Genomic DNA, 23228 nt, shown 5'->3' with positions numbered 1-23228 from the left:
TGTTCATTCTGGTTACATTACAACCAGATGCTAAAAAAGGGCGGATGGAAATGGACCTGCAAAATGAACAAACCGAGTTTGAAGAGCGCTTGGAGACGATCAGGCTTGGTGGTGGAAAGGACAAACAACAAGCACAATATCAACGTGGAAAGTTGTTAGCACGGGAACGAATTGATCAACTTCTTGATAAAAACAGTTTCTCTGAACTTTTCCGATTTGCTACTGGCAAAGAACGTTTTCCTGGCGATGGTGTTATTACCGGAATTGGTAAAATCAATGGTCAGCATGTCTGTTTATATGCCCAAGATTTCACCATAGCTGGAGGGACATTAGGCGCCATGCATGCAAAGAAAATCTGTTCATTAATGGATTTTGCATACGAAAAACAGATGCCAATCATTGGCTTAATCGATTCAGGTGGTGCACGGATTCAAGAAGGCATTGAAGCACTTCATGGTTATGGAGAGATTTTTAAGCGAAATGTACACTATTCTGGAAAAGTCCCTCAGCTTTCGATTATGCTTGGCCCATGTGCAGGCGGTGCTGCATACTCTCCAGCATTAAGCGACGTCATTTTTATGGTAAAACGAATAAGCCAAATGTTTATTACAGGACCAAAGGTGTTGCAAGCAATAAGTGGAGAAACGATGACGAGTGAAGAGTTAGGTGGTACGGATGTACACGGAACAAAAAGCGGGCTAGCTCATTTTGTTGCTGAAACGGAACAGGAAGCATTTGACCAAGTGCGCACATTTTTATCCTATTTACAAGAGACGAATACAAGAATTGGACATGATGACAAATTACAAGAGATTGAGGCTTGCCTTCCGAAAAGTGACTGCGATGTTTACAATGTAAAAGACGTCATTACTTGTTTAGCGGACGAGCAGCAATTATTCGAACTTTCAAAAGGCTATGCGAAAAACATGGTTACCGCTTTTATTCGTTTGAATGGTGAAACAGTTGGAGTAGTAGCGAATAATCCGGTACATTTAGCGGGATGCATAGATATTAATGCGAGTGTTAAAGGCGCAAGGTTTGTTCGTTTCTGTCATTGTTTTTCAATTCCTATTCTCGTCTTAGAGGACGTTAGTGGATTTATACCCGGAAAGGACCAAGAATGTAAAGGGTTGTTGCGCCACGGTGCTAAGCTTATTTATGCCTTTGCAGAGGCAACGGTTCCAAAGATTACTGTGATTCTTCGAAAAGCGTATGGAGGAGCCTTTGTCGCGTTAAATAGCAAAGGGATTGGAGCAGATTTTGTCGCGGCTTGGCCACAGGCTTCTATTGCGGTAATGGGTCATCAAAGCTCAAAAACCATTTTGGCTGAAGCGAAAACGAATCGGTCTGATTCTCCTTATGAAGCAGCAGAACAAGGCTATATTGATGATGTGATTCGCCCTCGAGACACACGGATGTATTTAATTAATCGTTTTGCTTGTTTACATCATAAACGTACAGAAATTAAAAGGCATAGCGGTAATATGCCTATGTAACGACAAGATGAATAGATTTAACAGTTTCTATCCTTTTTCGTTTGTTAATGACCGCTCTTATGGTACGATAAAAAATGACTTAACAACATCATTGTACGAGAAAGAGAGTCGTTTTAAATGGTTATTTTATCAGAAGGATGGTTTCAATTTGTCATTATTGGGATTAGCATTGTTCTACTTGCGGTAACGCTTGTCATTGTTCATCGTAGTATTCAGAAAAAAGGTGTGTATACAAAAGCAAGAGAACGGACAAGCTCTTTTCTAGTCTTTCTAATGGCCTTAACGCTTTATTTTATTATGTCTGTGTTTACACCTGCTGCGTACGGTGGGGATGTATTAATTGCTAGTGATCAAGAAAAACATGTGGAAAGTGAACAAGTGCGCTATATCCATCTTTCCTCGGTTTTTCGCGTACATGCCATTGATACTAGAGACTACACGCGAGACATACAAGGAAGAACAATCGGTTTTCGTATCCAATCTTTTCAGCCTCTTTATGAAATAGCTGAAAATGATGAAGCCTATGTGCGCTCAGACGGCACGATTAACGTATCCGACTATATTGATGGTGTTGTGTTATCTGCCTTCGAGCAGTTACAAGCAGAAGAAGTGACGTTAACGCAAGTGCGTGAGTCATTCCCGCATATTGAGATGTCAATTGAATAAGAAAAAAATAGGAGGCTACGATGAGTAAAGTAGAAGATGGTGTTATCCAATTATCAACAGCAGAATTAAAAGATGAATTAACAAACAAACAACCAAATCAGGAACCGATCGTCATTGATGTAAGAGAAGTGACGGAATACGAAGACGGGCATATTCCAGGTGTTCCGTTAATTCCGATGAACGAGATGCCCACAATGCTTCCAAAGATGGATGAGGCAAAAAGTTATATCCTAGTATGTCGTAGTGGGAGAAGAAGTCAACATACAGCTAAATATATGAAAGAACAAGGGTTTCTAAATGTCCGTAATTATGAAGGCGGCATGTTAGAGTGGGATGGTGAGCAAACATTCGGTCAAGAATGGATTGTAAAAGAATCTGCCGAACTCTATGAAAAATAAGTAAAAAATAAGGGACTCTGTTGGAAGAGTTCCTTATTAGGTTTATGAACCACCCTACTTGGGAACATATTATAAGAGACGAAAGCTGATTATGTTAGAGAGGGGTTTTTCATAATGGACGCAAAAAAAACTGTTGTTGCAGTAGCATCAGCCGCTGTGGCAGGAGCATTAACCGTTTACTTAGTGGATGGTGACAAACGAGCTGAGTTAAAAGAGAAAGGGACAGACTTTCTTAACAAAGTAACAGGTAAAACAAAAGAAGAAAAAATCAAAGCGTTCCAATTAGGCAATCCAAGGCCTTTTTCAGAAGATAGTAAAATGGTGGATGAGGGTTCTTTGTACAGCGTTCAGCGTTACAATGAGCGATATCAATAATGAATGTAAAGGCTGCCTAACAAGGTAGCTTTTTTGAGCGTAGGAGTGAAAAAATGATTATACAAGAAGACATGATACATACTGTGCCAATGCTAGTTGTAGAGGAAGAAGGTTCCGATGAGAAACCAACGTTGTTTTTTTATCACGGTGTAACGAGTGCCAAAGAACACAATTTACACATTGCCTATACGATTGCCAAACAAGGGTTTCGAGTTATTTTGCCAGACGCGCTCTATCATGGAACCCGAGGAGAAGGTACACATGATCCTTACCACCATTTCTGGACAGTTGTTCAACAATCGATTACAGAATTCCCTGATTTAGTAGAAGGCGTTGTTGAGCGTTACGCTGTACAAGAAGATGAACTCTATATTGGCGGAACCTCAATGGGGGCGATTACGTCGTATGGTCTATTAGCGCGATACGAGTGGATTAAAAAGGCATGCTTATTTATGGGTGCACCGCAATATGAGGAATTTTCAAAACTCATGTTTGAAGTAGCTGCTCAGCGAGGTACACATCTAACAGAAGAGCAAAAGAAACATGTCTTGGACCAAGTTAGAATCGATGATCTTTCAAAAGATGTCAGTGTTTTAAAGGGGCGCCAGCTTTACATTTGGCACGGAACTGAGGATGAGACGGTTCCGTATTCATTTGCAGAAAGCTTTCTAAAACAGCTAAAAGACGCTCCTGATGTGAACAATGCAAACATTACGTTTTTTGCTGAAAAAGGAGCCGACCATAAGATTACGCGAAAGGCGATTCTTGATGCATCTGCTTGGTTCGAGAAACAAAGCACGAATCAGGACAAGGTGACCCTCTCGTATGAATCGTGAAATCGGTAAAATTTTTATTGTTGTCATTGGCTCATTTCTGTTAGCCAGTTCTTTAAACTTCTTTTTTATACCAGCGGATGTTTTTGCGAGTGGTTTTACAGGTGTTGCACAGCTTTTATCGTATATCGTGCCACTATCAACAGGGATATTATTGCTGTTACTAAACATACCCGTTGCTATTCTAGGTTGGTTAAAGGTTGGGAAAAGCTTTACCATTTATAGCTTTGCAAGTGTTGTTTTAACAACCATTTTCTTGGAAGTGTTGCCTGTCTATGCGTTTTCTGAAGACATCATGCTTAATGCCGTTTTCGGAGGTGTTATCGCTGCAGCAGGTGCAGGATTATTACTTAAATGGGGCGCTTCTTCTGGCGGACTTGATATTATCGTACTCGTGTTAGCCCGTATTTCCGACCGTCCTGTTGGAAGCTTTTTCTTTATTTTAAATTCGATCATAGTCATTGCTTCAGGTGTCATGCTCGATCCAGAAAAAGCGTTATTTACCCTTATTTCCATTTATGTGACATCACGCTTTATTGATGCCATCCATACAAGGTATGTAAAGCTAACAGCTATGATCGTGACGAAAAATGCGGACGTGTTAAATAAAGCCATTCATCAGCGGCTTACACGGGGAATTACTCGTATACCTGCAAAAGGCGGCTATACATTTGAAGAAAAAGAAATGCTCGTTATCGTGTTAACACGATACGAATTGTATGAGTTGAAAAATATTGTGGAGGAAGTTGATCCGGGAGCATTTACCAATATTGTAGAAACGGCTAGTATCTTTGGTTTGTTCCGGAAAGATTAATAGGAGGGATTGCGATGAAGACGTGGAATGTATTAGTAGGTATATCACTTGCCTTTACGTTAGCCGCATGTGGAGGACAGGCTGATGAAGAAGAAAATCAAGATATACCTGCCGGAGGAGATTCAACGATGAGTGGTGAGTGGTTATTTACAGTTGATCATCAACTTTCAGACGACATGCTCTATGTGGAAATGTATATTGAAAACGATTCAGAGGAAGCCCAGACACTAACGTTTCCTTCGCAACAGCTGTATGAAATTACCCTTGTAAACGCACAAGAAGAAGAAGTGTTCCGTTATTCAAATGAGCATATGTTTGCACAAAGTGTAACCGAAAAGACATATGAACCAGGCGAAACACAAGATTTAAGAGAAGAGATTCCGACAGAGGATATACCAGCCGGTTCCTATATGATGACTGTAGAGCTAATGGTTGACGACAGTACTGTAGAATCACTAAGTGATCCAGGTACGTTTACAAAGTCAATAGAAGTTGAAATAAGTGAATCAGAATAAAGAAAAAGGTAGTGCACAGATGAAGTGCCTACCTTTTTCCTTTTGCCTTTTGTTGAATGGCTTCTTTGAGCGCCTTCCATTCAGGTGAGCCTGCAGGCGTTTGCGGGAGAGTTTCTTCTTTAGCCCCTTGCTCTCTGTTTTTTGCTTTCCAATACATTTCAAATTCTTCTCTCACAGTCATACCACCTTTTTAAGAAGATAACCGTAGCAACGCTAGTAATTCATCATCACTAAGTTCTGTTACTTGTGAAGAAGATGCTAAAATACCGTCGGCTAAATGTTGTTTACCTACTATCATCCGATCTATTTTTTCTTCGATTGTACCCTCTGTTAACAATTTGTAGACATGCACATCATCGGTTTGACCAATACGATATGCTCTATCAGTTGCTTGGTTTTCAACTGCAGGGTTCCACCAACGATCATAGTGGATCACATTTGTAGCTTTTGTTAAATTTAAGCCAACGCCGCCTGCTTTTAAAGATAGAACAAAGAAAGAAGGCTGTTGACTTTCTTGGAATGTTTGAACGGCTTCAAGTCGCTGTTTTTTTGTTAATCCCCCATGAAGAAAAGAAGTAGATGCATCGTATGTTTCTTCTAGATACGTACGAATCAGCTTACCCATCTCTTTATATTGTGTGAAGATAAGGGTGCTTTCACCACGTTCATAGATGTCTTGTATCAATGATTGAAAGGCTTGCCATTTACCAGAAGTATGTTCATCTAAGGACGATTTTAGAAACTGAGCTGGATGATTGCAAACTTGCTTTAGCCGGGTGATTGTTCGCAATATAAGCGCTCGACGTTCCATTGTTGAAACGGTATGAATTTGATCTTCAATATCGTTTACAATCGCTTGGTATAAGCTAATTTGTTCAATAGAAAGAGGAACGTGTGTTAATCGTTCATGCTTGGCTGGCAAGTTTAATTCTGCTTCTGTTGTTTCTTTCGTACGTCTAAGTAAAAATGGCTGGATAACCGTTCTTAGTTGGTGCTGACGAACTTCGTCTCGATCTTTTTCAATCGGTTTAATATAGTTTGAATAAAACTGTTTGTACGTTCCAAGTAGAGAAGGGTTTAGTAAATCCATCAATGACCAAAGTTCCGTTAAGCGATTCTCAATAGGTGTTCCCGTTAAAGCAATTCGATGAGTCGCGTTCAGTTTACGAATCGCTTTACGCTGTTTTGTTTCTTTATTTTTAATATGCTGCGCTTCATCAAGGATAAGGCCATTCCAATAATGAGCGTGAAGCATGCTCTCATCACGTAATGCAAGTGTGTAAGACGTAATAATAAGATCGTACTCATAGAGTCGCTTATCTTGTTCTAGAAGGCGGTCATTTCCATGATGAATAAACACATTTAAATCTGGAGCAAACTTTTGACATTCCGCTTCCCAGTTATAAAGTAACGAGGTGGGACAAATAAGAAGAAATGGCTCCTTTTTTTCCTCTTGCTGTTCGAGAACATATAGAATATACGTGATCGTCTGAATGGATTTTCCAAGCCCCATGTCATCTGCAAGACAGCCACCAAAGCCAATTTGTCTTAAATGAACCAGCCAACTGAACCCTTGCTGTTGATAGGTGCGCAAATCTCCTTCTAATGTAGAAGGAATAGAGACAATGCTAGGCTCATTTCGATATAAATGAGGCAGCTTTTCCTGTATTTTTTGCGACCATTCAATGGATACATCAATGTCTTCTAGCTCATCAAACTCTTCTTGCTGATCGAGTCGCCATGCATCTAAGTACGTATACTGATGTTGTAGTTTATCAAGGAACTGCTTTAGTCGTTCGGCAAGGTTTGGATCCCAAACGAGCCATTGGTTATTAATATTCAGGAGCGATTTTTGCTCATTGACATAGGCTTCAAAATCGGCTTGGCTCATTTCTTCAGAACCGATCATAATAGAATAATCAAATCGCGATAAACTTTGCCAATTTAATAGTGGATCGACGCTATTATACGTCTCTTGTTGCAAATCTTTGAGCTTCACTTGAATAGATGGTGTTTGTTTTAATTGATTAGGAACAATTAATGTAATGCCCACTTGCTCAAACTGTTCATGCTGCATAAAGAGTTCATACGCTTCATCACTGCTAACATGAACAGTAGGTGAAGATAAATTTAAGCCCGAGAGTACTGTAAACGCATCTTGTACATAGGTTAAATCTTTTTTTAACTGCGGAATTGGATTCGTTAACCATGGGTGTTCTCCCGTTAACAACTGCTGCACCGGTACAAGTTGTTCTTGATTCGTTCGATCAATTAAAGCAAGAGACAAGGTCCAGTCTTGATTGTCTTGAGGTTCATTTAACACAATTGCCGTTTTAAATGGTTCTTCCTGTTTCAGTCCGAGTTGGTGCTGAAACGAATGCGTGTGCCAGTGCTTCATCATCGGTGTTATTTCTCTATTCTTTAATGATTTCAAGAATGGCTGAATCGGTTCATCTACGGATTGTTGCCATTGATCGTAAACAGGAGCAACGTCTTCTTCAAGTACAATGCTGCGAATTACGGCATCAATAATCGCTTCCATAATGGCTTTTCGTGCTAAATCATAATCGTCATCTTCTTGTTGAGCAAATTGTTGCCCCTCTTGAGTTGCTGCTATAGAAAAAGTCGATTTTGGCATGGCGTTCATCCAGTTTGTATACCAGCTATCCTTCACCTTTAGTATCCACTGACCATGTTGATTTGGTTCAAAAAAACCTTCTTCAATAAGCCTGTACACATCATCCAAAAAACGAAGCCATACGTGAAAATCATCCGCTAATTGAAAATCATGTTTCCAAGTACGGAATAATGGATAAAACTGAACAAATTCTTGTAGCGACAGCTCAATGCCTTCTATAGGAAAAAAATGCGTCTTCCATGAATCAGCCGATTGATAAATAATGGTCGAGCCCACATAAGATTGGAACTCACGTGAAGCGAGAGGAACATGAATGATGGCTCTTGATAACGTCAAGAATGTGCCATAAAATGAAATCGGATCGGTTTGAAAGAGTCGGAGCTTTAATTCAAAAGGAGAATAGAGAAAAGGGTAAATAAACCCGCTTCTTCCTTGAGTTGTTTGTCCCTTTGATTCAGCCCAAATGAAAAAGGACTGATCCACCCAGCCACTATGAATCCATATTGATGTTTGGTTCACGACGTTTCAACTCCTCAATAAACGCACGATACGATTGATATCGTTTCAGTAAAGTTTGCTTAAATTGCTTGTACCGATTTGGTTCATTTAACCGCTTATAAATAAAGGCGAGCTTGTCAACATATTCAGCTGCTTCAACATAATATTTTCGTGAGCGTTTTTCTGCTAGACGAATAATAAACTGGTGATACACAGGAAGTGAAAGTGCAGGTCGCGCTTCAGCAAGTCGTTGCAACAGCAGCTGTTTCTGCTCATGTAACTCTAATGGGTTGGTTTCATGCAAAAGGAAATAGCGCTGAATTCGTTCAAAGTCTTCCTTTTCAAGTAGCATTTGTATATAAACGAGTTTATTGGCCTCATTAAAAAGCCGTTCCTCTAGATGTGGCAATAAATAATCGAGCACTAACTCCTTTTGTTTAGCCGAATAATGACTCATTAGCGTCTTAAAGCGTTTAAAAGAAGGGGCTTTTAACCACCGATCCCATGTTTCATACTGAATTGACGATGAGTCATGTAAGGAAGTTGACTGATCATAATACTCTTGTAGCGTGCCAAGTTTGTCGGATTTGTTTGGAAAGAAGGTATCAAACCAACGCAGCACTTGCTCATATCGTTCACGCTGTGTTAATAATGCGATATGTGCCTCGGCTTCACTTGCTGTTAATGGGCTTGCTTGCTTCATTAAAGTGATTGCTTGAGATTCTTTACCGATGTATAAATAGAAGTAGCTAATCGCAATGCAAAAGCTGCGTGAAGCATCTTTCATATCTTGTCCAATAAAGTAATGATCCAGTTTGTCAATTTGATCCGCTGAGAAAGTCTTCATATATGCGGAAAAAAGTCGAGCATAAGGGGCGTCATCATCTTGCATAGCCTGTACCACATACGTTCCTAACATTTTTGCAAAGCGTGCTTTTAGTTTCTTTGATTTAGAAAAGTAAGCTGTATATAAATAATGAGCGACTGTATCAAAAAAAGGATTAAGCCTCCGTTCAAGGGAAGACCATTGTCCGTCTTGTTGAGCTTGTTCATAGACAAAATCAATGATGACAAAGAATCCTTGTAACTGTTCGTCTTCTTTATATGATTGTAATTCTGATTTCACCTCTAGCCCAAATGTCTCAATCTGATTAGGGGAGAGGTATCGAGATGATTTTAGCTTTCGGTTCATTCCTTTTAGAAACGGTTCCATTTCAGTACGCAACCGGCGATAGGTGTTCGTCAATTTTTCACCTCATGATAAAACAGTATCTCTCTATTTTACCTGTTTTAGCGATGAAAAAAAAGCCTAGCCAATGATTTGCTGTAAATGGTGTAAACTCAAAAAAAAAGCACATGATGTGCTAAGGGTAAAATGCATTAAAGTTTAAGAAGTTTTTCTACTTGTGAGCGACGGTTTACTAATTTTTTCAGACGGTGCTTGTGTTCAGCGATGGCTTCTTCGTTGCTTTCTTCCATTGCTTCAAACAGCTCCATTAAAATATAATTGATTTCTAAATTCATTACATTAATCATTGTTTTTGGACCAAGGGATTTTCCGTTCTCTTTATATTGAATCATCGGTACATTTTTATTCGCCATACCTTGCTCACTCCCTTCAATTTCAACTGTAGAGGCAATATCGCCATGTTCGTATGTTGTTACATACTGTGGTCCTTCCGTCATTCTTTTCACGACGCCTGTTCCTTTTTCAGATTGTAAGAGTTCTTCAATCACATCAGAAAGAATGGAATCATAAACATATAGCTTTTTTGCTTTTAGGGTTAGAAACTGATCATTGCGAATGAAAGGAAGTTCATGAACCAAGTCTTCCAACTCAATAATGAGATAGATAAAGCTTGAATCATAGCGCCAGTAAAGAGCATATTCATTTGCCATCATTTTTTTAATAAACTGATGCAGTGTGCGCTTTGTGATTTTGATTGAAAGTTCTTGAAATTCTGTCGGCCAAGGAATTGCAGACATGTTCTTACACTCCTTTTGCAGAAGGCACTAAATAAGAGATTGCTTTAGTCTATGTAAAATCGTAAAAAAAAAGAAGCTATACGCCTAGTTCTCAAGAAAATAGGCGCATAGCTTATTGTTAAAAACGGAAAGAGTATCGTTTTGAAACGACGTCATAAAAGCCAAGTGAATTGTATAATGCTTTTGTCGCTTCATTATGTAATCCTGTTTCCAATTCAATTCCTTTTATTTTTCGATTCTCTGCCCAGTAAATAATGCGGAGCAACAGTTTTTTGGCAATACCTTGGTTCCGATACGCTTCGTCTACATAAATTTCATTTAACCAAATGTATTGACCGCCTTTTTGGAAACTTGTCATTGTGTTAAAGAAGGCAAAGGCAACTGCATTTCCTTCATAGCGTGCAATAAAGAAATACGTTTGAGAATGGGGAAGTAGGGCTTCGTTTAATAGCGTTTCAATTTGCGTAATGGCTTGTTTCCCCGCAATGTTATGCAGTTGTTTTTCAAAGAGAGAGGTTAGCTCTCTTTTTGTTTCAGCCGTTGTATCCGCTGAAAGTTCAACAATGTCAATCATGATTGTCCCCTCCCAGAAATAGTTACCTCAGTTGAAGTGCTTGTTCAATGTATTTCGCAATCCCATCTTTTTCATTTGTGTCAGTAATCGCGTGGGCAATCTCCTTAAGTTCAGGGATGGCGTTACCCATGGCAACACCTTGTCCAGCAAATTGAATCATTTCTAAATCATTTTCTTCATCCCCAAAAGCGATAATATGTTCAGTTGACACATTATAGTGGTTAGCCAATTCTTGTAAAGCAGTAGCCTTGGTGACATGGTTAGGGGCTATTTCTAACACCGGCACTTGCCCTTTCCACCAACGTTGCAAAGTTGTCTCGCTCTTGGTACCTTCTAATGCAGCCCGTAGCTCCAACGTTTTATCTACAAGGGGCTCAACTAGAATTGCTGTTGGTGGAGCAGTGAGTAAGTCGTCTACTGTTCCAGATGCAATGGGCTCAATACCTTCTGTTAGGAAGTTAGCGAAGAACCCTTCATTTTTAGCCATATAAAAAGCATCATCAATTTCAACCATCATGTTCTCAATGCCAACTTGCTGACACGTTTTAATAAGATGACGGCTCGTTTCCAAATCAATTGTGGCCTTTGTTTTAGGATAATGTTGATCCAGTGGGTGGTGAACGCTTGCTCCATTAAAATTAATAATGGGTGTTGTTAAATTAAGTTCTTGATAATAACGTTTACTTGCGCGATACGGCCGTCCTGTTGCGATAGCAACGAGGTGTCCAGCCTTTTTAGCGCTTAATAAGGCTGTTTTTGTACGTGTTGAAATAGTCTGGTTCCCTGGTAGTAGCGTGCCGTCTAAGTCTAGTGCGATTAAATGTCTTGGTAACATACGTTCTCCTTTAATTTAAATTAGTAACAAAAAATACACGGATGCACATATGGAATAAGACCTCGATGTGCTATGATAGGTACGTATAAGAAGTTCCTGCTTGGAAGGAGGACGCAGATGGAAACGTTTGCTTCAAGCTTAGGATTCCGTGCATTATGGACACCGGAATTGCTTGTATCCATTGTGATAGTTGCCATTTTTTATTGTTGGTTGATCCGAAAAACAAAAACAGGCTCTGTTAAAAAGAGTTTCTTTTTTATGAGCGGCTTGCTAGCGCTTTATTTAGGCTGGGGGAGTCCACTTTATGTATTTGGTCACGTCATGATGACGATTCATATGTTACAAATGGTCTTCGCCTATTTTGTTGCGGTGCCTTTGCTAATACTCGGTATTCCAACAAAATGGTACGAAACTTTTCTCAAAAGCAAATGGGCATTTCGACCGTTACGTTACATATGGAATCCCGTTGCTGCGCTACTTCTGTTTAATGGTCTTTTTTCATTTTATCATGTTCCGCTCATGTTTGACACGCTCATGCAAGCACCATTTTTACATAGCCTCTATCAATGGGTATTGCTTCTTACAGCAGCTTTAATGTGGTGGTTTATTCTAGCGCCTGTACCAAGTTCGTACAAGCTTCGAGAATTACGACGCATTTTTTATATTTTTGCTAATGGGTTATTAATTACGCCAGCTTGTGCACTGATTATATTCGCACCTAATGCAATGTATGCTGTATATACGGATCCACTCATTTGGGCAAATGTGATGGCGTATTGTTTACCCGGTGGAACAGGTCCAGAAGCGTTATTAACAGCGTTCGGTAGTCCTGAATCATTGCAATTTTTGGATGCACGAACAGATCAACAATTGGCCGGTGTTCTAATGAAAGTATTCCAAGAAATAGTGTATGGCATTTCAATTGGTTACGTCTTTAAACAATGGTTAAAGAAAGAAAAGCTTCAAGACGGTGAATTAACTATTAGCGATATTCCTCGATCCTAAAGACGAAGGGTGGTTATGATGAAAACGATTATAAGTATAATAACCTTATTTTTATTATCTGGATGCGGTTGGATGTATGGGATGGGCCAATCATCTGAATTCGATTTAACAGAAGCTGCTATTCATGTACCAGAATTTACGTTTACCAATCAGGATGAGCAAGCATTTGGATCGGATGATGTAGCAGGAGAGCATTGGCTTGCTAATTTCGCATTTACAAACTGTACAACTGTATGCTTGACTATGATGCCAAATATGAATCAATTGCAACAAGATTTAGCTTCAGAGGGCTATCCTCTTCAGTTTATTACCTTCACAGCTGATCCGATTTTAGACACACCTGAGCAACTAAGGCAATATGCGGAAAACATCGGTGTTGGTTCTAGAAGTTGGGATTTTCTTACAGGGTATGACATCGACGAACTTGAAACATTTTCAAATGAAGCCTTTCGTGTACCTTATGCGTATGGTGATACACCAGAAGATATTATCCATTCCACAAGTTTCTTTTTAGTCAATAAAGAGGGACAGGTTGTAAGGAAGTACAATGGACTTGAAATGAACCAAGCTGACATTCTAGAAGATATTATTAGATATGTATCAGAAAATGAGTAATGCAAGTCGTTTCTCAGCGTTTTTAATGGAAGAGCATGATCGTCAATCGCACTAGAGCGGTTACCGATCGTGCTTTTTTATTTTGCTTAAACGATTTAATCTCAATAAGAAGGAAATACGAGAGGTGGTTCCTGAGTAAGTAATGAAAGTGTTTAGAGCATTACAGTTTAAATCAATTCTGTTTACCACTTATGAAAAAAGAGTATAAATAAAATAAAAATACAGTTGAATTTATTTTTATTCATATTTATAATAGGTAAATATCAAAAGAAAATGATTCGGGAGTGAGACGATGAATGTTGGTATTATCGGTGCTAGTGGATACGGAGGGGTGGAGTTAATCCGTTTTTTGAACCAGCATCCAAAAATAAATTCCATTAATCTTTATACATCTAGTGAAGAAGGAGTACTGTTAACCAATCACTATCCTCATTTACGTAATGGCGATACATATAAGCTTCGGCCACTAGTCGAATCAGAGCTGAGTGGTCAAGTAGACACGGTCTTTTTAGCGACACCACCAGGAGTGTCAAGCAAGTGGAGTCAATGGCTACTAGATCAAGGCATTCGGGTCATTGATTTGTCGGGGGACTTGCGGTTACATTCACAATCAATCTATGAAACTTGGTACAAACGAGAAGCTGCATCTGCTTCATTGATAAAACAAGCGACTTATGGATTGAGTGAATGGAATAAAGAGACAATCCAAACGGCACAGCTCATTGCGAACCCCGGGTGTTTTCCAACTGCAATATTGCTAGCGCTGGGACCTGTACTACAAGCAGAATTGATTGATCCAACATCCATTATCATTGATGCAAAGACAGGCACATCTGGAGCAGGGAAGAGCCCAACACAAATGACGCATTTCAGTGAAATGAATGAGAATTTTAAGATTTACGGCGTTGCTTCCCATAAGCATACACCTGAAATTGAACAAGAGCTGACATCATTTACAAACGAAGAAGTGAAAGTAAGCTTCCAGCCACACCTTGTTCCGATGGTGCGAGGCATTATGGCGACCATTTATGCATCAGGAATAGAAGGTGTCACTAATAAGAAGCTCTACGATTGTCTGAAACAAGCATATGAGCAACATTCATTTATTCGTATTCGTGACATTGGCGATTTTCCTCAGACCAAACATGTGTATGGGAGTAATTATTGTGATATTGGTGTCGCTTATGATGAGCGTACGAACCGGGTTATCCTTGTTTCCGTCATTGATAATCTTGTCAAAGGCGCTGCAGGGCAAGCCATTCAAAATATGAATTTAATGAATGAATGGGATGAGCATACAGGTTTAACGATGCTTCCTATTTATCCGTAATGGAGGTAAAGCCGTGATTTTAAATGAGCAACAACATGAACAGATAAACATAATAAAAAACGGCTGTATTGACGATGTGCAAGGGTTTCATACAGCTGGCACTCATTGCGGGTTAAAACGAGAAAAACCTGATCTTGGACTCATTTATTGTTCGAACGTAGCAGAGGCAGCTGGTGTATTTACGACAAATCAAATCCAAGCAGCGCCGCTTCGTCTTACGAAATCTCTTATTGAAACTACAGGTACGTTACAAGCAGTCGTTGTAAATAGCGGCAATGCCAACGCTTGTACGGGTAAACAAGGGATGATTGATGCCGAGGAAATGCAAAAATGTGTAGCAGAGAAATTAAATCTCAATGAAACCGATGTGGCTGTTTCTTCGACAGGTGTGATTGGCGAACCGTTGCCAATGAAGAAAGTAAGAACAGGAATCAAAACGTTATCATTAACAGAAAGCCAAGCAAGCTTTGCGGAAGCCATTCTAACAACAGATACGACAACAAAAGAAATTTGTGTAGAATTTGTTATCGATGAGCAGGCAGTTCGTATTGCTGGGGTTGCAAAAGGTTCGGGGATGATACATCCAAATATGGCGACGATGCTTAGTTTTTTAGTTACAGACGCAACGATTCAAGGCAACGAGCTACAACAATTATTAAAAGACGTAACAAATAAAACATTCAATCGAATAACCGTAGACGGTGACTCCTCTACAAATGATATGGTTCTTGCCTTGGCGTCTAACAAGGTGCAGCATAATCAGCTTAACCAAGACCATCCACAATGGGCTGTTTTTCAAGAAGCATTTCAGCTTTGTGCAACAGAGCTTGCTAAAATGATTGCTCGAGATGGAGAAGGTGCGACAAAGCTTATTGAGGTACAGGTAGTTGGTGCAAAATCCAATGACGAAGCAGGAATAATAGCGAAAACAATAGTAGGTTCCGATTTAGTGAAGACAGCAGTATTTGGGAAAGATGGCAATTGGGGTAGGATTATTTGTGCAATTGGTTATAGTGGTTGCACGATTTCTCCGGATCTAATTGATATTGCTATTGGTCCATATGCAACGCTAAAGGAAAGCGAACCATGCGGAACGAACGATAAAGCGATAACGACTTATATGACAGATGAAGAAACGATCGTTATTTCAGTTAATCTCCATGTAGGTACAGGAGTAGGGAAAGCATGGGGCTGTGATTTATCCTATGACTATGTTCGTATCAATGCAGGGTATCGTACTTAGGAGGTCATCATACGTGAGCAAACGAACGGTTATAAAAATTGGTGGAAGCATGCTAGCTGAACTTAGTGAAGATTTTTACAATGGTCTAATTGAGCGTCAGCGCTCAGGTGAGGAACTTATTATCGTTCACGGTGGTGGGCCAGCTATTAATGACCAATTGCAGAAAGCCAACATTGAAGTCGAATTTGAACAAGGGTTACGAAAGACAACTGCACCGGTGCTAACGATTGTAAAGGATGTCTTGTTTCATCAGGTGAACCAATCCATTGTTAATCAACTTCAAGCTCTAGGAATGAACGCGATTTCGTTAAACGGGTATGATCACCGTTTCATTCATGCAACTTTAATGGATGAACAACGATTAGGCTTAGTTGGTGATGTGAAGATGGTTCATACAGAAGTGTTAGAAACGGCACTTCGTGAACAAATGGTTCCGGTTGTTTCTCCGTTAGGCTTAACGGCATGTGGCAAGCAAGTAAATATTAATGCAGATACAGTTGCTTCATCCGTGGCAAAAGCTTTAGCTGCAGAAGAGTTTATTGTTGTGACTGATGTAGATGGTGTTTATATTAAAGCCGAGAAACAAGCTAAACTAAATGAAATAGACATTAAGAAATTTATTGAACAAGGGGACATTACAGGCGGAATGATTCCTAAAGTGACAGGTGCACTGAATAGTCTTTCTGAACATTTGCAGCGAGTGCGTATTGTAAGTGGAAAAGAGCGATTAACTGTAGAAAGTGGCACGGTTATTGAGAAAGGAACGCTTGTCCCATAAAGAATGGAGTCGATTATGAGCTATTTATTTCCTACTTATAAAAAGAAAGATATCCAGTTAACCCAAGGTAAGGGAGCGTTTTTATACAGTCAAGACGGCAAACGATACCTTGATTTTATGTCTGGCATCGCCGTTACGAATTTAGGGCATAATCACCCAAGTATCGTGCAAGCATTGCACAAACAGGCAGATTTATTATGGCATGGCTCCAACTTATTCCATTATGAAGTTCAAGAACAAGCAGCAAAACAGCTTGTTGAAAAAAGTAGTTGTGATGCGGTGTTTTTCTGCAATAGCGGTGCAGAAGCAAATGAAGCAGCAATCAAGCTTGCTAGAAAAGCTACTGGCAAGTCACATATTATATCGATGAAGCAATCGTTCCATGGAAGAACGCTAGGTTCTATGGCCGCCACAGGTCAAGCCGCTATTCATGAAGGATACGGTCCTTTACTATCTTCCTTTACCTATGTTGATTTTAACGATACCGATGCACTCGAATTAGCCGTGCAAGAGGATACAGCCGCCATTATGATTGAAGTTGTTCAAGGAGAAGGTGGCGTACATGTGATCAACGAAGCGTATGTGGAAGCCATCAACACCCTTAAAGAAAAACACAATCTTTTGCTAATCATTGATGAAATCCAAACAGGAATCGGTCGAACAGGTACGTTTTTTGCTTATGAACACTATCGGTTGGATCCGGATATTGTGACGGTCGCTAAAGGACTAGGAAACGGGTTCCCAGTCGGCGCCATGTTAGGAAAGAAACCATTAATTGAATCGTTTCAAGCAGGCTCACACGGCTCAACGTTCGGTGGAAATCCGTTAGGAATGGCTATTGTAAAAGCTGTTTTAGACATTTATGAACCTGCGTTCTTGACAACGATCCGCACGCATGCAGACGAATGGGTAAAAGAATTAAAAAAAGAGCTATCCACATGTTCTATTGTGAAAGACATCCGTGGCAGTGGCTTCCTTATTGGACTTGAAACGACAGTGGAAGCACAGCAAGTTATTCATAGGTGTGAAGAAAGAGGATTGTTATTATTGCCTGCAGGTGCTCATGTAACTAGATTATTACCGCCACTTACAATAACGAAACAAGAGTGGAAAGAAGCTCAACTAATACTAAAGACTGTTTTAACAGACATTGAACAAAACGGATAAACGGGCATTTTTTTTACACATAAATGTATTTTTATCCGATAAAAAGAATATTTATTCTTTACGAGGTGATAGAGTGTGAAAGGGTACGTTTTATTAGAGAGTGGAGAGCAATTTGAAGGTTTGTGGCACGGGAAGGAACCTGTTAACGGAGAAATTGTCTTCTTTACAGGAATGACGGGTTATCAAGAAGTAGTTAGTGACCCTTCATTTAAAGGACAAATTGTTGTCTTTACGTATCCAATGATTGGAAACTATGGCGTAAATGAAAGGGATTTTGAAAGCGAAGGTCCGAAAGTAGAGGGCGTCATTTTAGCTGAAGTAGAGGAAAATCCTTCCCATTATAGTCAAGTAGAGAGCTTTTGTATGTACTTAGAAAAACATGGCATTCCATATATGACGCAAGTAGATACAAGAGCAATCGTCAAACGTATTCGTAAACATGGAGATATGAAAGCAACAATGACAACAGACGCTAGTCAGTCAGTTAAAGAAAACGAAGGACTTGAACACAAAGATGTTGTCCCATTTGTCAGTACGAAAGATCAAAAGATCTTCAACGAGGAAGGAACAAAACACATTGTTCTTATCGATTACGGTTATAAACAGTCTATTGCCATTGAACTTGTCGCAAAAGGAATGAAAGTAACCGTAGTGCCTTATGAGACAAAAAAAGAAGCCATTGATGCTTTAAAACCAGATGGACTGATCTTCTCAAATGGTCCCGGAAACCCCAAAAAACTAGAATCCTGTTTAACGACTATCTATGAACTGGCAACTACGTATCCATCATTAGGGATTTGCCTAGGTCATCAGCTTTTAGCTTTAGCGTTTGGCGGTGAAACAGAAAAACTAACGTTCGGTCACCGAGGAGCAAATCAACCCGTTTTGGACTATCAAACGAACCGAGTCTATATGACAAGTCAAAATCATAGTTACGTTGTAAACGAGGCATCCATTCAAAAGACTGATTTTGACGTTCGCTATGTTAATGTGAACGATAAAAGCGTTGAGGGGCTTATGCACAAGCATTTACCAATCATGACAGTACAATTTCACCCAGAAGCAAGCCCCGGACCAATGGATTCAAACGCCATTTTTGATGAGTTTATTCAAACTGTGGCGCTAAAGGAGAGAGATCATCTATATGCATAACCATTCCATAAAAAGCGTGTTAGTCATCGGATCAGGACCCATTGTGATTGGTCAGGCAGCAGAATTTGATTATGCGGGGACACAAGGATGTCTTGCATTAAAAGAAGAAGGCATTCGCGTAATTTTACTAAACCCTAACCCAGCAACCGTTATGACAGATGAGCACTGTGCTGATGTTGTTTATTTTGAACGATTGACGGCTGCGACAGTAGAAAATATTATAAAAAAAGAAAAACCAGATGGTCTATTGGCTACGCTTGGTGGTCAAACAGGATTAAATTTAGCGTTAAAACTTCATGATGAAGGAACCCTTGAGAAATATGGCGTGAGCTTGTTGGGCACACCCATTGAGTCAATAAAAAAAGGGGAGGATCGAGAACGATTCCGTGATTTAATGAATGAATTACAAGAACCTGTCCCTGAAAGTGACATTATCCACACGGTTGAAGAAGCCGTTGCTTTTTCTGAGAAAATTGATTTTCCTATTATTGTTAGACCTGCCTATACCCTTGGTGGTTCCGGGGGCGGAATTGCCCAGAATGTGAATCAGTTGCGTACAATTGTGGCCAATGGAATTAGACAGAGCCCGATTAATCAATGCTTGATTGAAAAAAGCATTGCAGGGTTTAAAGAAATTGAGTATGAAGTGATGCGTGATTCGAACGATACGTGTATTACGATTTGTAATATGGAAAACATTGACCCAGTTGGCATTCACACAGGAGATTCAATTGTTGTAGCACCATCACAAACGTTGACTGACCGGGATTATCAAATGCTTCGTTCGGCTTCAACAAAAATCATTCGCGCGCTAGGCATTATCGGTGGTTGTAATATTCAATTTGCGCTTGATCCGCATAGTGATCAATATTACTTAATTGAAGTGAATCCTCGGGTTTCACGTTCTTCGGCACTTGCATCAAAGGCAACAGGATATCCCATTGCCCGTATTGCTGCCAAGTTAGCGGTTGGTTATCACTTACACGAACTGTTAAATCCTGTTACAGGTCACACGTACGCAAGCTTTGAACCAGCCTTGGATTATTGCATTGTAAAATTTCCACGCTGGCCATTTGATAAATTTTATCAAGCTGATCGAACCCTCGGGACACAAATGAAAGCTACAGGTGAAGTGATGGCAATTGAGCGGTCTTTTGGTGCTGCGCTGCAAAAGGCCATTCGGTCACTGGAGATTGGTATTGAAGATTTAGCAAGAGGCGAGTTTGATAAAGACGAGACGTCCTACCTTTGGACGTTAATGAGTCAAGCTGATGATCGTCGCCTCTTTATTCTGTTTGAACTTCTTCGCCGTGGAATAAATGTTGAAGAGCTTCATCAAGAAACGAAAATAGATCGCTTTTTCTTGCAACGTTTTGCAAGCCTAATTGAAGTAGAGAACGATTTGAAGGCCGGTTCTTTACAATCTGTAACGAAAAGCCAAATGGAAGACTACAAAAAAGCAGGTTTTTCCGATCAAAACGTAGCCAATCTATGGGGAGTCACTGAAGTGGAAGTAAGAGACACGCGTCTAGAAATGGGAATCAAACCTGTTTATAAGATGGTTGATACATGTGCTGGAGAATTTGAAGCACAAACACCTTACTTTTATTCAAGCTACTTTGGCGAAAATGAAAGTCTTCCTTCACCCAACAAAAAAATTATCATTATTGGTTCAGGCCCTATTCGAATTGGTCAGGGGATTGAATTTGATTATTGTTCCGTTCATGGCGCAAAGACGATTCGTGAGCTTGGTTATGAAGCCATTATCATTAATAACAACCCAGAGACTGTTAGCACAGACTACATGACCGCAGACCGCCTTTACTTTGAACCTCTCGCTCTTGAAGATGTAGTGGCTATTGTAAATCATGAACATGTTGAAGGCGTTGTTGTAACGCTAGGTGGTCAGACTGGCATAAAACTGACAAAGGAGCTTGAACAAGCAGGAATTCATGTATTTGGTGTTTCTTCCGCTTGTGTAGATGAGCTGGAAGAACGTGATGCTTTTTATACATTACTTTCAACAATTGGCGTGGAACCGATTCCTGGTGTGGCCGTTTCATCGATAGAGGAAGCGTTCGATTATTGTGATGAAGCAACATTTCCAATGTTAGTGCGACCTTCGTTTGTTATTGGAGGTCAAGGGATGGCCATATTACAAACGAAAGAACAAGTGGAAGATTATTTAAAGGATCATCCGTATAAAGGGTTATTTCCACTCCTTATGGATACGTATGTACAAGGTGTTGAAATAGATGTGGATGTGTTAACAGATGGAGAAGAGATTTATGTCGCTGGTATGTTTGAACATGTGGAACAAGCAGGCGTTCACTCTGGCGATAGTTTGGCTATTACGCCACCTTATCGTGTAAGCAATGCGATTCAGAATCGTTTAGAAATCATCGCCAAAAAACTAGCCGATGCGATGGCCTTCAAGGGCATTTTTAACATTCAATTTGTTGTGCAAGGAGAGGACATTTATGTTATTGAAGTAAATCCTCGTGCTTCTCGTACAGTGCCACTCCTCGCAAAGCTAACAGGTGAACCATTTGTTGCTTATGCAACAAGATTAATGCTAGGGGAAACCATTGATCAGCTTCCTATAAGAAAACAGAAGCCGTCCTTCTTTGCGGCTAAAGCACCTGTATTCTCATACGGGAAATTGTCTGGTCTTGATCCAAAATTAGGAGCAGAAATGAAATCAACGGGAGAATTATTAATGATCGGTGAAACGCCAGAAGAGGCTCTAGCGAAAGTAAGTGCACCATTTGAGACGTTGCCATCATTGTTTGAAGATCATCTGAACAAATCCGTTTTCTTACAGGTAGAAGCTGGCATAGAAGAATACGTCTCACCTTTACTGCAAGAAGCTGGCTTTACCATTGAAACGGACCAATTTGAAAAGTGGATTGAAACAACTGGCGCGAAGGCGCTAATTGACCTAACACTACCAGGGCAACCAGGCAATGAAAGGTATCGCCATCAAGCGCTTGCACAGCAATTGTCGGTCTTTACAGAACAAGCTACCGTTGCTGCCAGTCTTTATTATTATGATCATCCGTCCTTCCGATTAAAGTCAATAGCGGAGTGGCGAGACCCATTAAATGTGAAAAAGGAGTCGACACTATGCAAAGCACTGCCATCAATTTAACCGGAAAACATATGTTAACCTTGCTTGACTATACCGTCGAGGAAATTGATTATTTATTAATGAAAGCAAGTGAATTAAAACAAGCGACTCAAAAGGGAGAGTTAAACGAACTTTTACGCGGGAAATCACTCGGTATGATTTTTGAGAACGCGTCAACAAGAACTCGAGTGTCGTTTGAGGTAGGGATGACACAATTAGGTGGGCATGCATTATTTTTAAGCCCGAAAGACTTACAAATTGGTCGAGGAGAGCCAATAAAAGATACGGCAAATGTACTATCTCGTTATGTTGACGCCATCATGATTCGAACGAACTCACATCAAACTGTAGAGGAATTTGCAACCCATGCAACGGTTCCTGTTATTAACGCTTTAACAGACGCCTATCACCCTTGTCAAGCGCTTGCTGATGCTCTGACGATTAAAGAGAAAAAAGGGGCTTTGAAAGGCCTCACCCTTGTATATGTTGGTGATGGAAACAATGTAGCTCACTCTTTAATGGCTGTGGGTGCCAAAACAGGGATGAATGTTACGATTTCAAGCCCTGATGGTTACGAAGTCGATAGCGAAATTTTCGTTCGAGCGAAGGAACAAGCAAAGGAGACCGGTGCGATCATTAAGGTGGAGCAGGATCCACTCGTCGCGGCTAAAGGAGCTGACATCATCTATACAGACGTATGGACGAGTATGGGTTATGAAAACGAGCAAAGCAAACATAGTCAAGACTTGAAACCCTATCAAGTAAATGAAGGCTTAATGGCTGAAGCTGATTCGAAGGCGATATTTATGCATTGTCTTCCTGCACATCGAGATGAAGAAGTGACAAGCGGAGTCATTGATAGTGCACAATCTGTTGTATACGATCAAGCAGAAAATCGACTTCATGTTCAAAAAGCTATTTTGGCCTCTGTAATTTCACATAATGGATGCTAGTGTAGGGAATCCTTTTTGTTAAAGGTGGTGGAGAAATGGGCCAAAACAAACAATTTACTGCTGGACAAAAAGCGCCTAATAATGGAATTTACGTCGAAATTGGTGAAACCGGAAGTATGGTTACTCGTCCAAAATCGGTTCATTTGCAAGCTGGAGATGTTTTTCCAGAATTAACAAATGATGATCGAAAATGGACGCAAAAACGTAAGCCATAACCATCTCACATG

The 23228-nt window shown here is 40.1% G+C and carries 23 protein-coding genes; 17 read left to right on the top strand and 6 right to left on the bottom strand.

The features are described 5' to 3' along the window. The first annotated feature begins 50 nt into the window (after positions 1 to 50). From PQ477_RS00895 to PQ477_RS00865, 7 genes are all read left to right on the top strand, one after another. Positions 51 to 1496 (top strand): acyl-CoA carboxylase subunit beta, encoded by a 1446-nt coding sequence (locus PQ477_RS00895; RefSeq protein WP_274272831.1) that lies wholly within the window; start codon positions 51 to 53, stop codon positions 1494 to 1496. Between the two features lie 117 nt (positions 1497 to 1613). Beyond that, positions 1614 to 2162, top strand: coding sequence for a hypothetical protein (locus tag PQ477_RS00890; RefSeq protein ID WP_144559293.1), 549 nt, complete (start codon positions 1614 to 1616; stop codon positions 2160 to 2162). A 20-nt stretch (positions 2163 to 2182) separates the two neighbouring features. Continuing rightward, positions 2183 to 2560, top strand: a complete 378-nt coding sequence (locus PQ477_RS00885; protein WP_035395427.1) for a rhodanese-like domain-containing protein — start codon at positions 2183 to 2185, stop codon at positions 2558 to 2560. Between the two features lie 114 nt (positions 2561 to 2674). Continuing rightward, entirely contained in the window at positions 2675 to 2935 is a 261-nt protein-coding gene (locus tag PQ477_RS00880) for a YbyB family protein (protein WP_035395425.1), read from the top strand. Between the two features lie 53 nt (positions 2936 to 2988). Then, positions 2989 to 3771: a serine aminopeptidase domain-containing protein gene (locus PQ477_RS00875; protein ID WP_060703853.1), complete on the top strand. Its 783-nt coding sequence runs from the start codon at positions 2989 to 2991 to the stop codon at positions 3769 to 3771. Then, positions 3761 to 4582, top strand: a complete 822-nt coding sequence (locus tag PQ477_RS00870; RefSeq protein WP_035395423.1) for a YitT family protein — start codon at positions 3761 to 3763, stop codon at positions 4580 to 4582. The genes PQ477_RS00875 and PQ477_RS00870 overlap by 11 nt, the downstream gene beginning before the upstream one ends. A gap of 14 nt (positions 4583 to 4596) precedes the next feature. Beyond that, positions 4597 to 5097, top strand: a complete 501-nt coding sequence (locus tag PQ477_RS00865; RefSeq protein ID WP_035395421.1) for a BsuPI-related putative proteinase inhibitor — start codon at positions 4597 to 4599, stop codon at positions 5095 to 5097. A gap of 28 nt (positions 5098 to 5125) precedes the next feature. Here PQ477_RS00865 and PQ477_RS00860 read toward each other — a convergent pair whose 3' ends face one another. The 6 genes from PQ477_RS00860 to PQ477_RS00835 form a co-directional block, all read right to left on the bottom strand. Beyond that, a complete protein-coding gene (locus tag PQ477_RS00860; protein WP_186370625.1) occupies positions 5126 to 5272 on the bottom strand; it encodes a hypothetical protein in 147 nt (48 codons plus the stop codon). Between the two features lie 15 nt (positions 5273 to 5287). Next, positions 5288 to 8254, bottom strand: a complete 2967-nt coding sequence (locus PQ477_RS00855; protein WP_274272830.1) for a DEAD/DEAH box helicase — start codon at positions 8252 to 8254, stop codon at positions 5288 to 5290. Next, positions 8226 to 9479 (bottom strand): hypothetical protein, encoded by a 1254-nt coding sequence (locus PQ477_RS00850; protein WP_144559291.1) that lies wholly within the window; start codon positions 9477 to 9479, stop codon positions 8226 to 8228. The genes PQ477_RS00855 and PQ477_RS00850 overlap by 29 nt, the downstream gene beginning before the upstream one ends. A gap of 134 nt (positions 9480 to 9613) precedes the next feature. Continuing rightward, positions 9614 to 10219 (bottom strand): YkzI domain-containing protein, encoded by a 606-nt coding sequence (locus PQ477_RS00845; protein ID WP_274272829.1) that lies wholly within the window; start codon positions 10217 to 10219, stop codon positions 9614 to 9616. A 118-nt stretch (positions 10220 to 10337) separates the two neighbouring features. After that, on the bottom strand, positions 10338 to 10793 hold the full coding sequence (locus tag PQ477_RS00840; RefSeq protein WP_035395416.1) for a GNAT family N-acetyltransferase: 456 nt from the start codon (positions 10791 to 10793) through the stop codon (positions 10338 to 10340). Between the two features lie 22 nt (positions 10794 to 10815). Further along, complete coding sequence (locus PQ477_RS00835; protein WP_035395414.1) at positions 10816 to 11628, bottom strand: Cof-type HAD-IIB family hydrolase; 813 nt, start codon at positions 11626 to 11628, stop codon at positions 10816 to 10818. 117 nt (positions 11629 to 11745) lie between these two features. On the opposite strand from PQ477_RS00835, the gene ctaG reads away from it, so the two are divergent. The 10 genes from ctaG (at position 11746) to PQ477_RS00785 (ending at position 23216) form a co-directional block, all read left to right on the top strand. Further along, complete coding sequence (gene ctaG / locus PQ477_RS00830; RefSeq protein WP_060703861.1) at positions 11746 to 12633, top strand: cytochrome c oxidase assembly factor CtaG; 888 nt, start codon at positions 11746 to 11748, stop codon at positions 12631 to 12633. Between the two features lie 18 nt (positions 12634 to 12651). Further along, positions 12652 to 13248, top strand: a complete 597-nt coding sequence (locus tag PQ477_RS00825) for an SCO family protein (protein ID WP_060703862.1) — start codon at positions 12652 to 12654, stop codon at positions 13246 to 13248. A 292-nt stretch (positions 13249 to 13540) separates the two neighbouring features. Beyond that, complete coding sequence (gene argC / locus PQ477_RS00820; protein WP_035395408.1) at positions 13541 to 14578, top strand: N-acetyl-gamma-glutamyl-phosphate reductase; 1038 nt, start codon at positions 13541 to 13543, stop codon at positions 14576 to 14578. A gap of 16 nt (positions 14579 to 14594) precedes the next feature. Then, positions 14595 to 15821, top strand: coding sequence for a bifunctional glutamate N-acetyltransferase/amino-acid acetyltransferase ArgJ (argJ, locus tag PQ477_RS00815; RefSeq protein ID WP_432813896.1), 1227 nt, complete (start codon positions 14595 to 14597; stop codon positions 15819 to 15821). A 13-nt stretch (positions 15822 to 15834) separates the two neighbouring features. Further along, positions 15835 to 16599 (top strand): acetylglutamate kinase, encoded by a 765-nt coding sequence (argB, locus tag PQ477_RS00810; protein WP_060703863.1) that lies wholly within the window; start codon positions 15835 to 15837, stop codon positions 16597 to 16599. A gap of 15 nt (positions 16600 to 16614) precedes the next feature. Continuing rightward, entirely contained in the window at positions 16615 to 17766 is a 1152-nt protein-coding gene (gene argD / locus PQ477_RS00805) for an acetylornithine transaminase (RefSeq protein ID WP_144559289.1), read from the top strand. Positions 17767 to 17841: 75 nt separating this feature from the next. Next, complete coding sequence (locus tag PQ477_RS00800) at positions 17842 to 18918, top strand: carbamoyl phosphate synthase small subunit (RefSeq protein WP_144559288.1); 1077 nt, start codon at positions 17842 to 17844, stop codon at positions 18916 to 18918. After that, positions 18911 to 22069 (top strand): carbamoyl-phosphate synthase (glutamine-hydrolyzing) large subunit, encoded by a 3159-nt coding sequence (carB, locus tag PQ477_RS00795; RefSeq protein WP_274272828.1) that lies wholly within the window; start codon positions 18911 to 18913, stop codon positions 22067 to 22069. Before PQ477_RS00800 ends, carB begins: the two co-directional genes overlap by 8 nt. After that, positions 22045 to 23001, top strand: a complete 957-nt coding sequence (argF, locus tag PQ477_RS00790; RefSeq protein WP_144559286.1) for an ornithine carbamoyltransferase — start codon at positions 22045 to 22047, stop codon at positions 22999 to 23001. Before carB ends, argF begins: the two co-directional genes overlap by 25 nt. A 35-nt stretch (positions 23002 to 23036) precedes the next feature. After that, positions 23037 to 23216, top strand: a complete 180-nt coding sequence (locus PQ477_RS00785; protein WP_035395400.1) for a YjzC family protein — start codon at positions 23037 to 23039, stop codon at positions 23214 to 23216. The last annotated feature ends 12 nt before the right edge of the window (positions 23217 to 23228 follow it).

This window comes from Shouchella hunanensis, assembly GCF_028735875.1.
Classification (GTDB): Bacteria; Bacillota; Bacilli; order Bacillales; family Bacillaceae_D; genus Shouchella; species Shouchella hunanensis.
The sequence above is the reverse complement of the archived record's forward strand: the minus strand, read 5'-3'. Positions and strand labels throughout refer to the sequence as shown.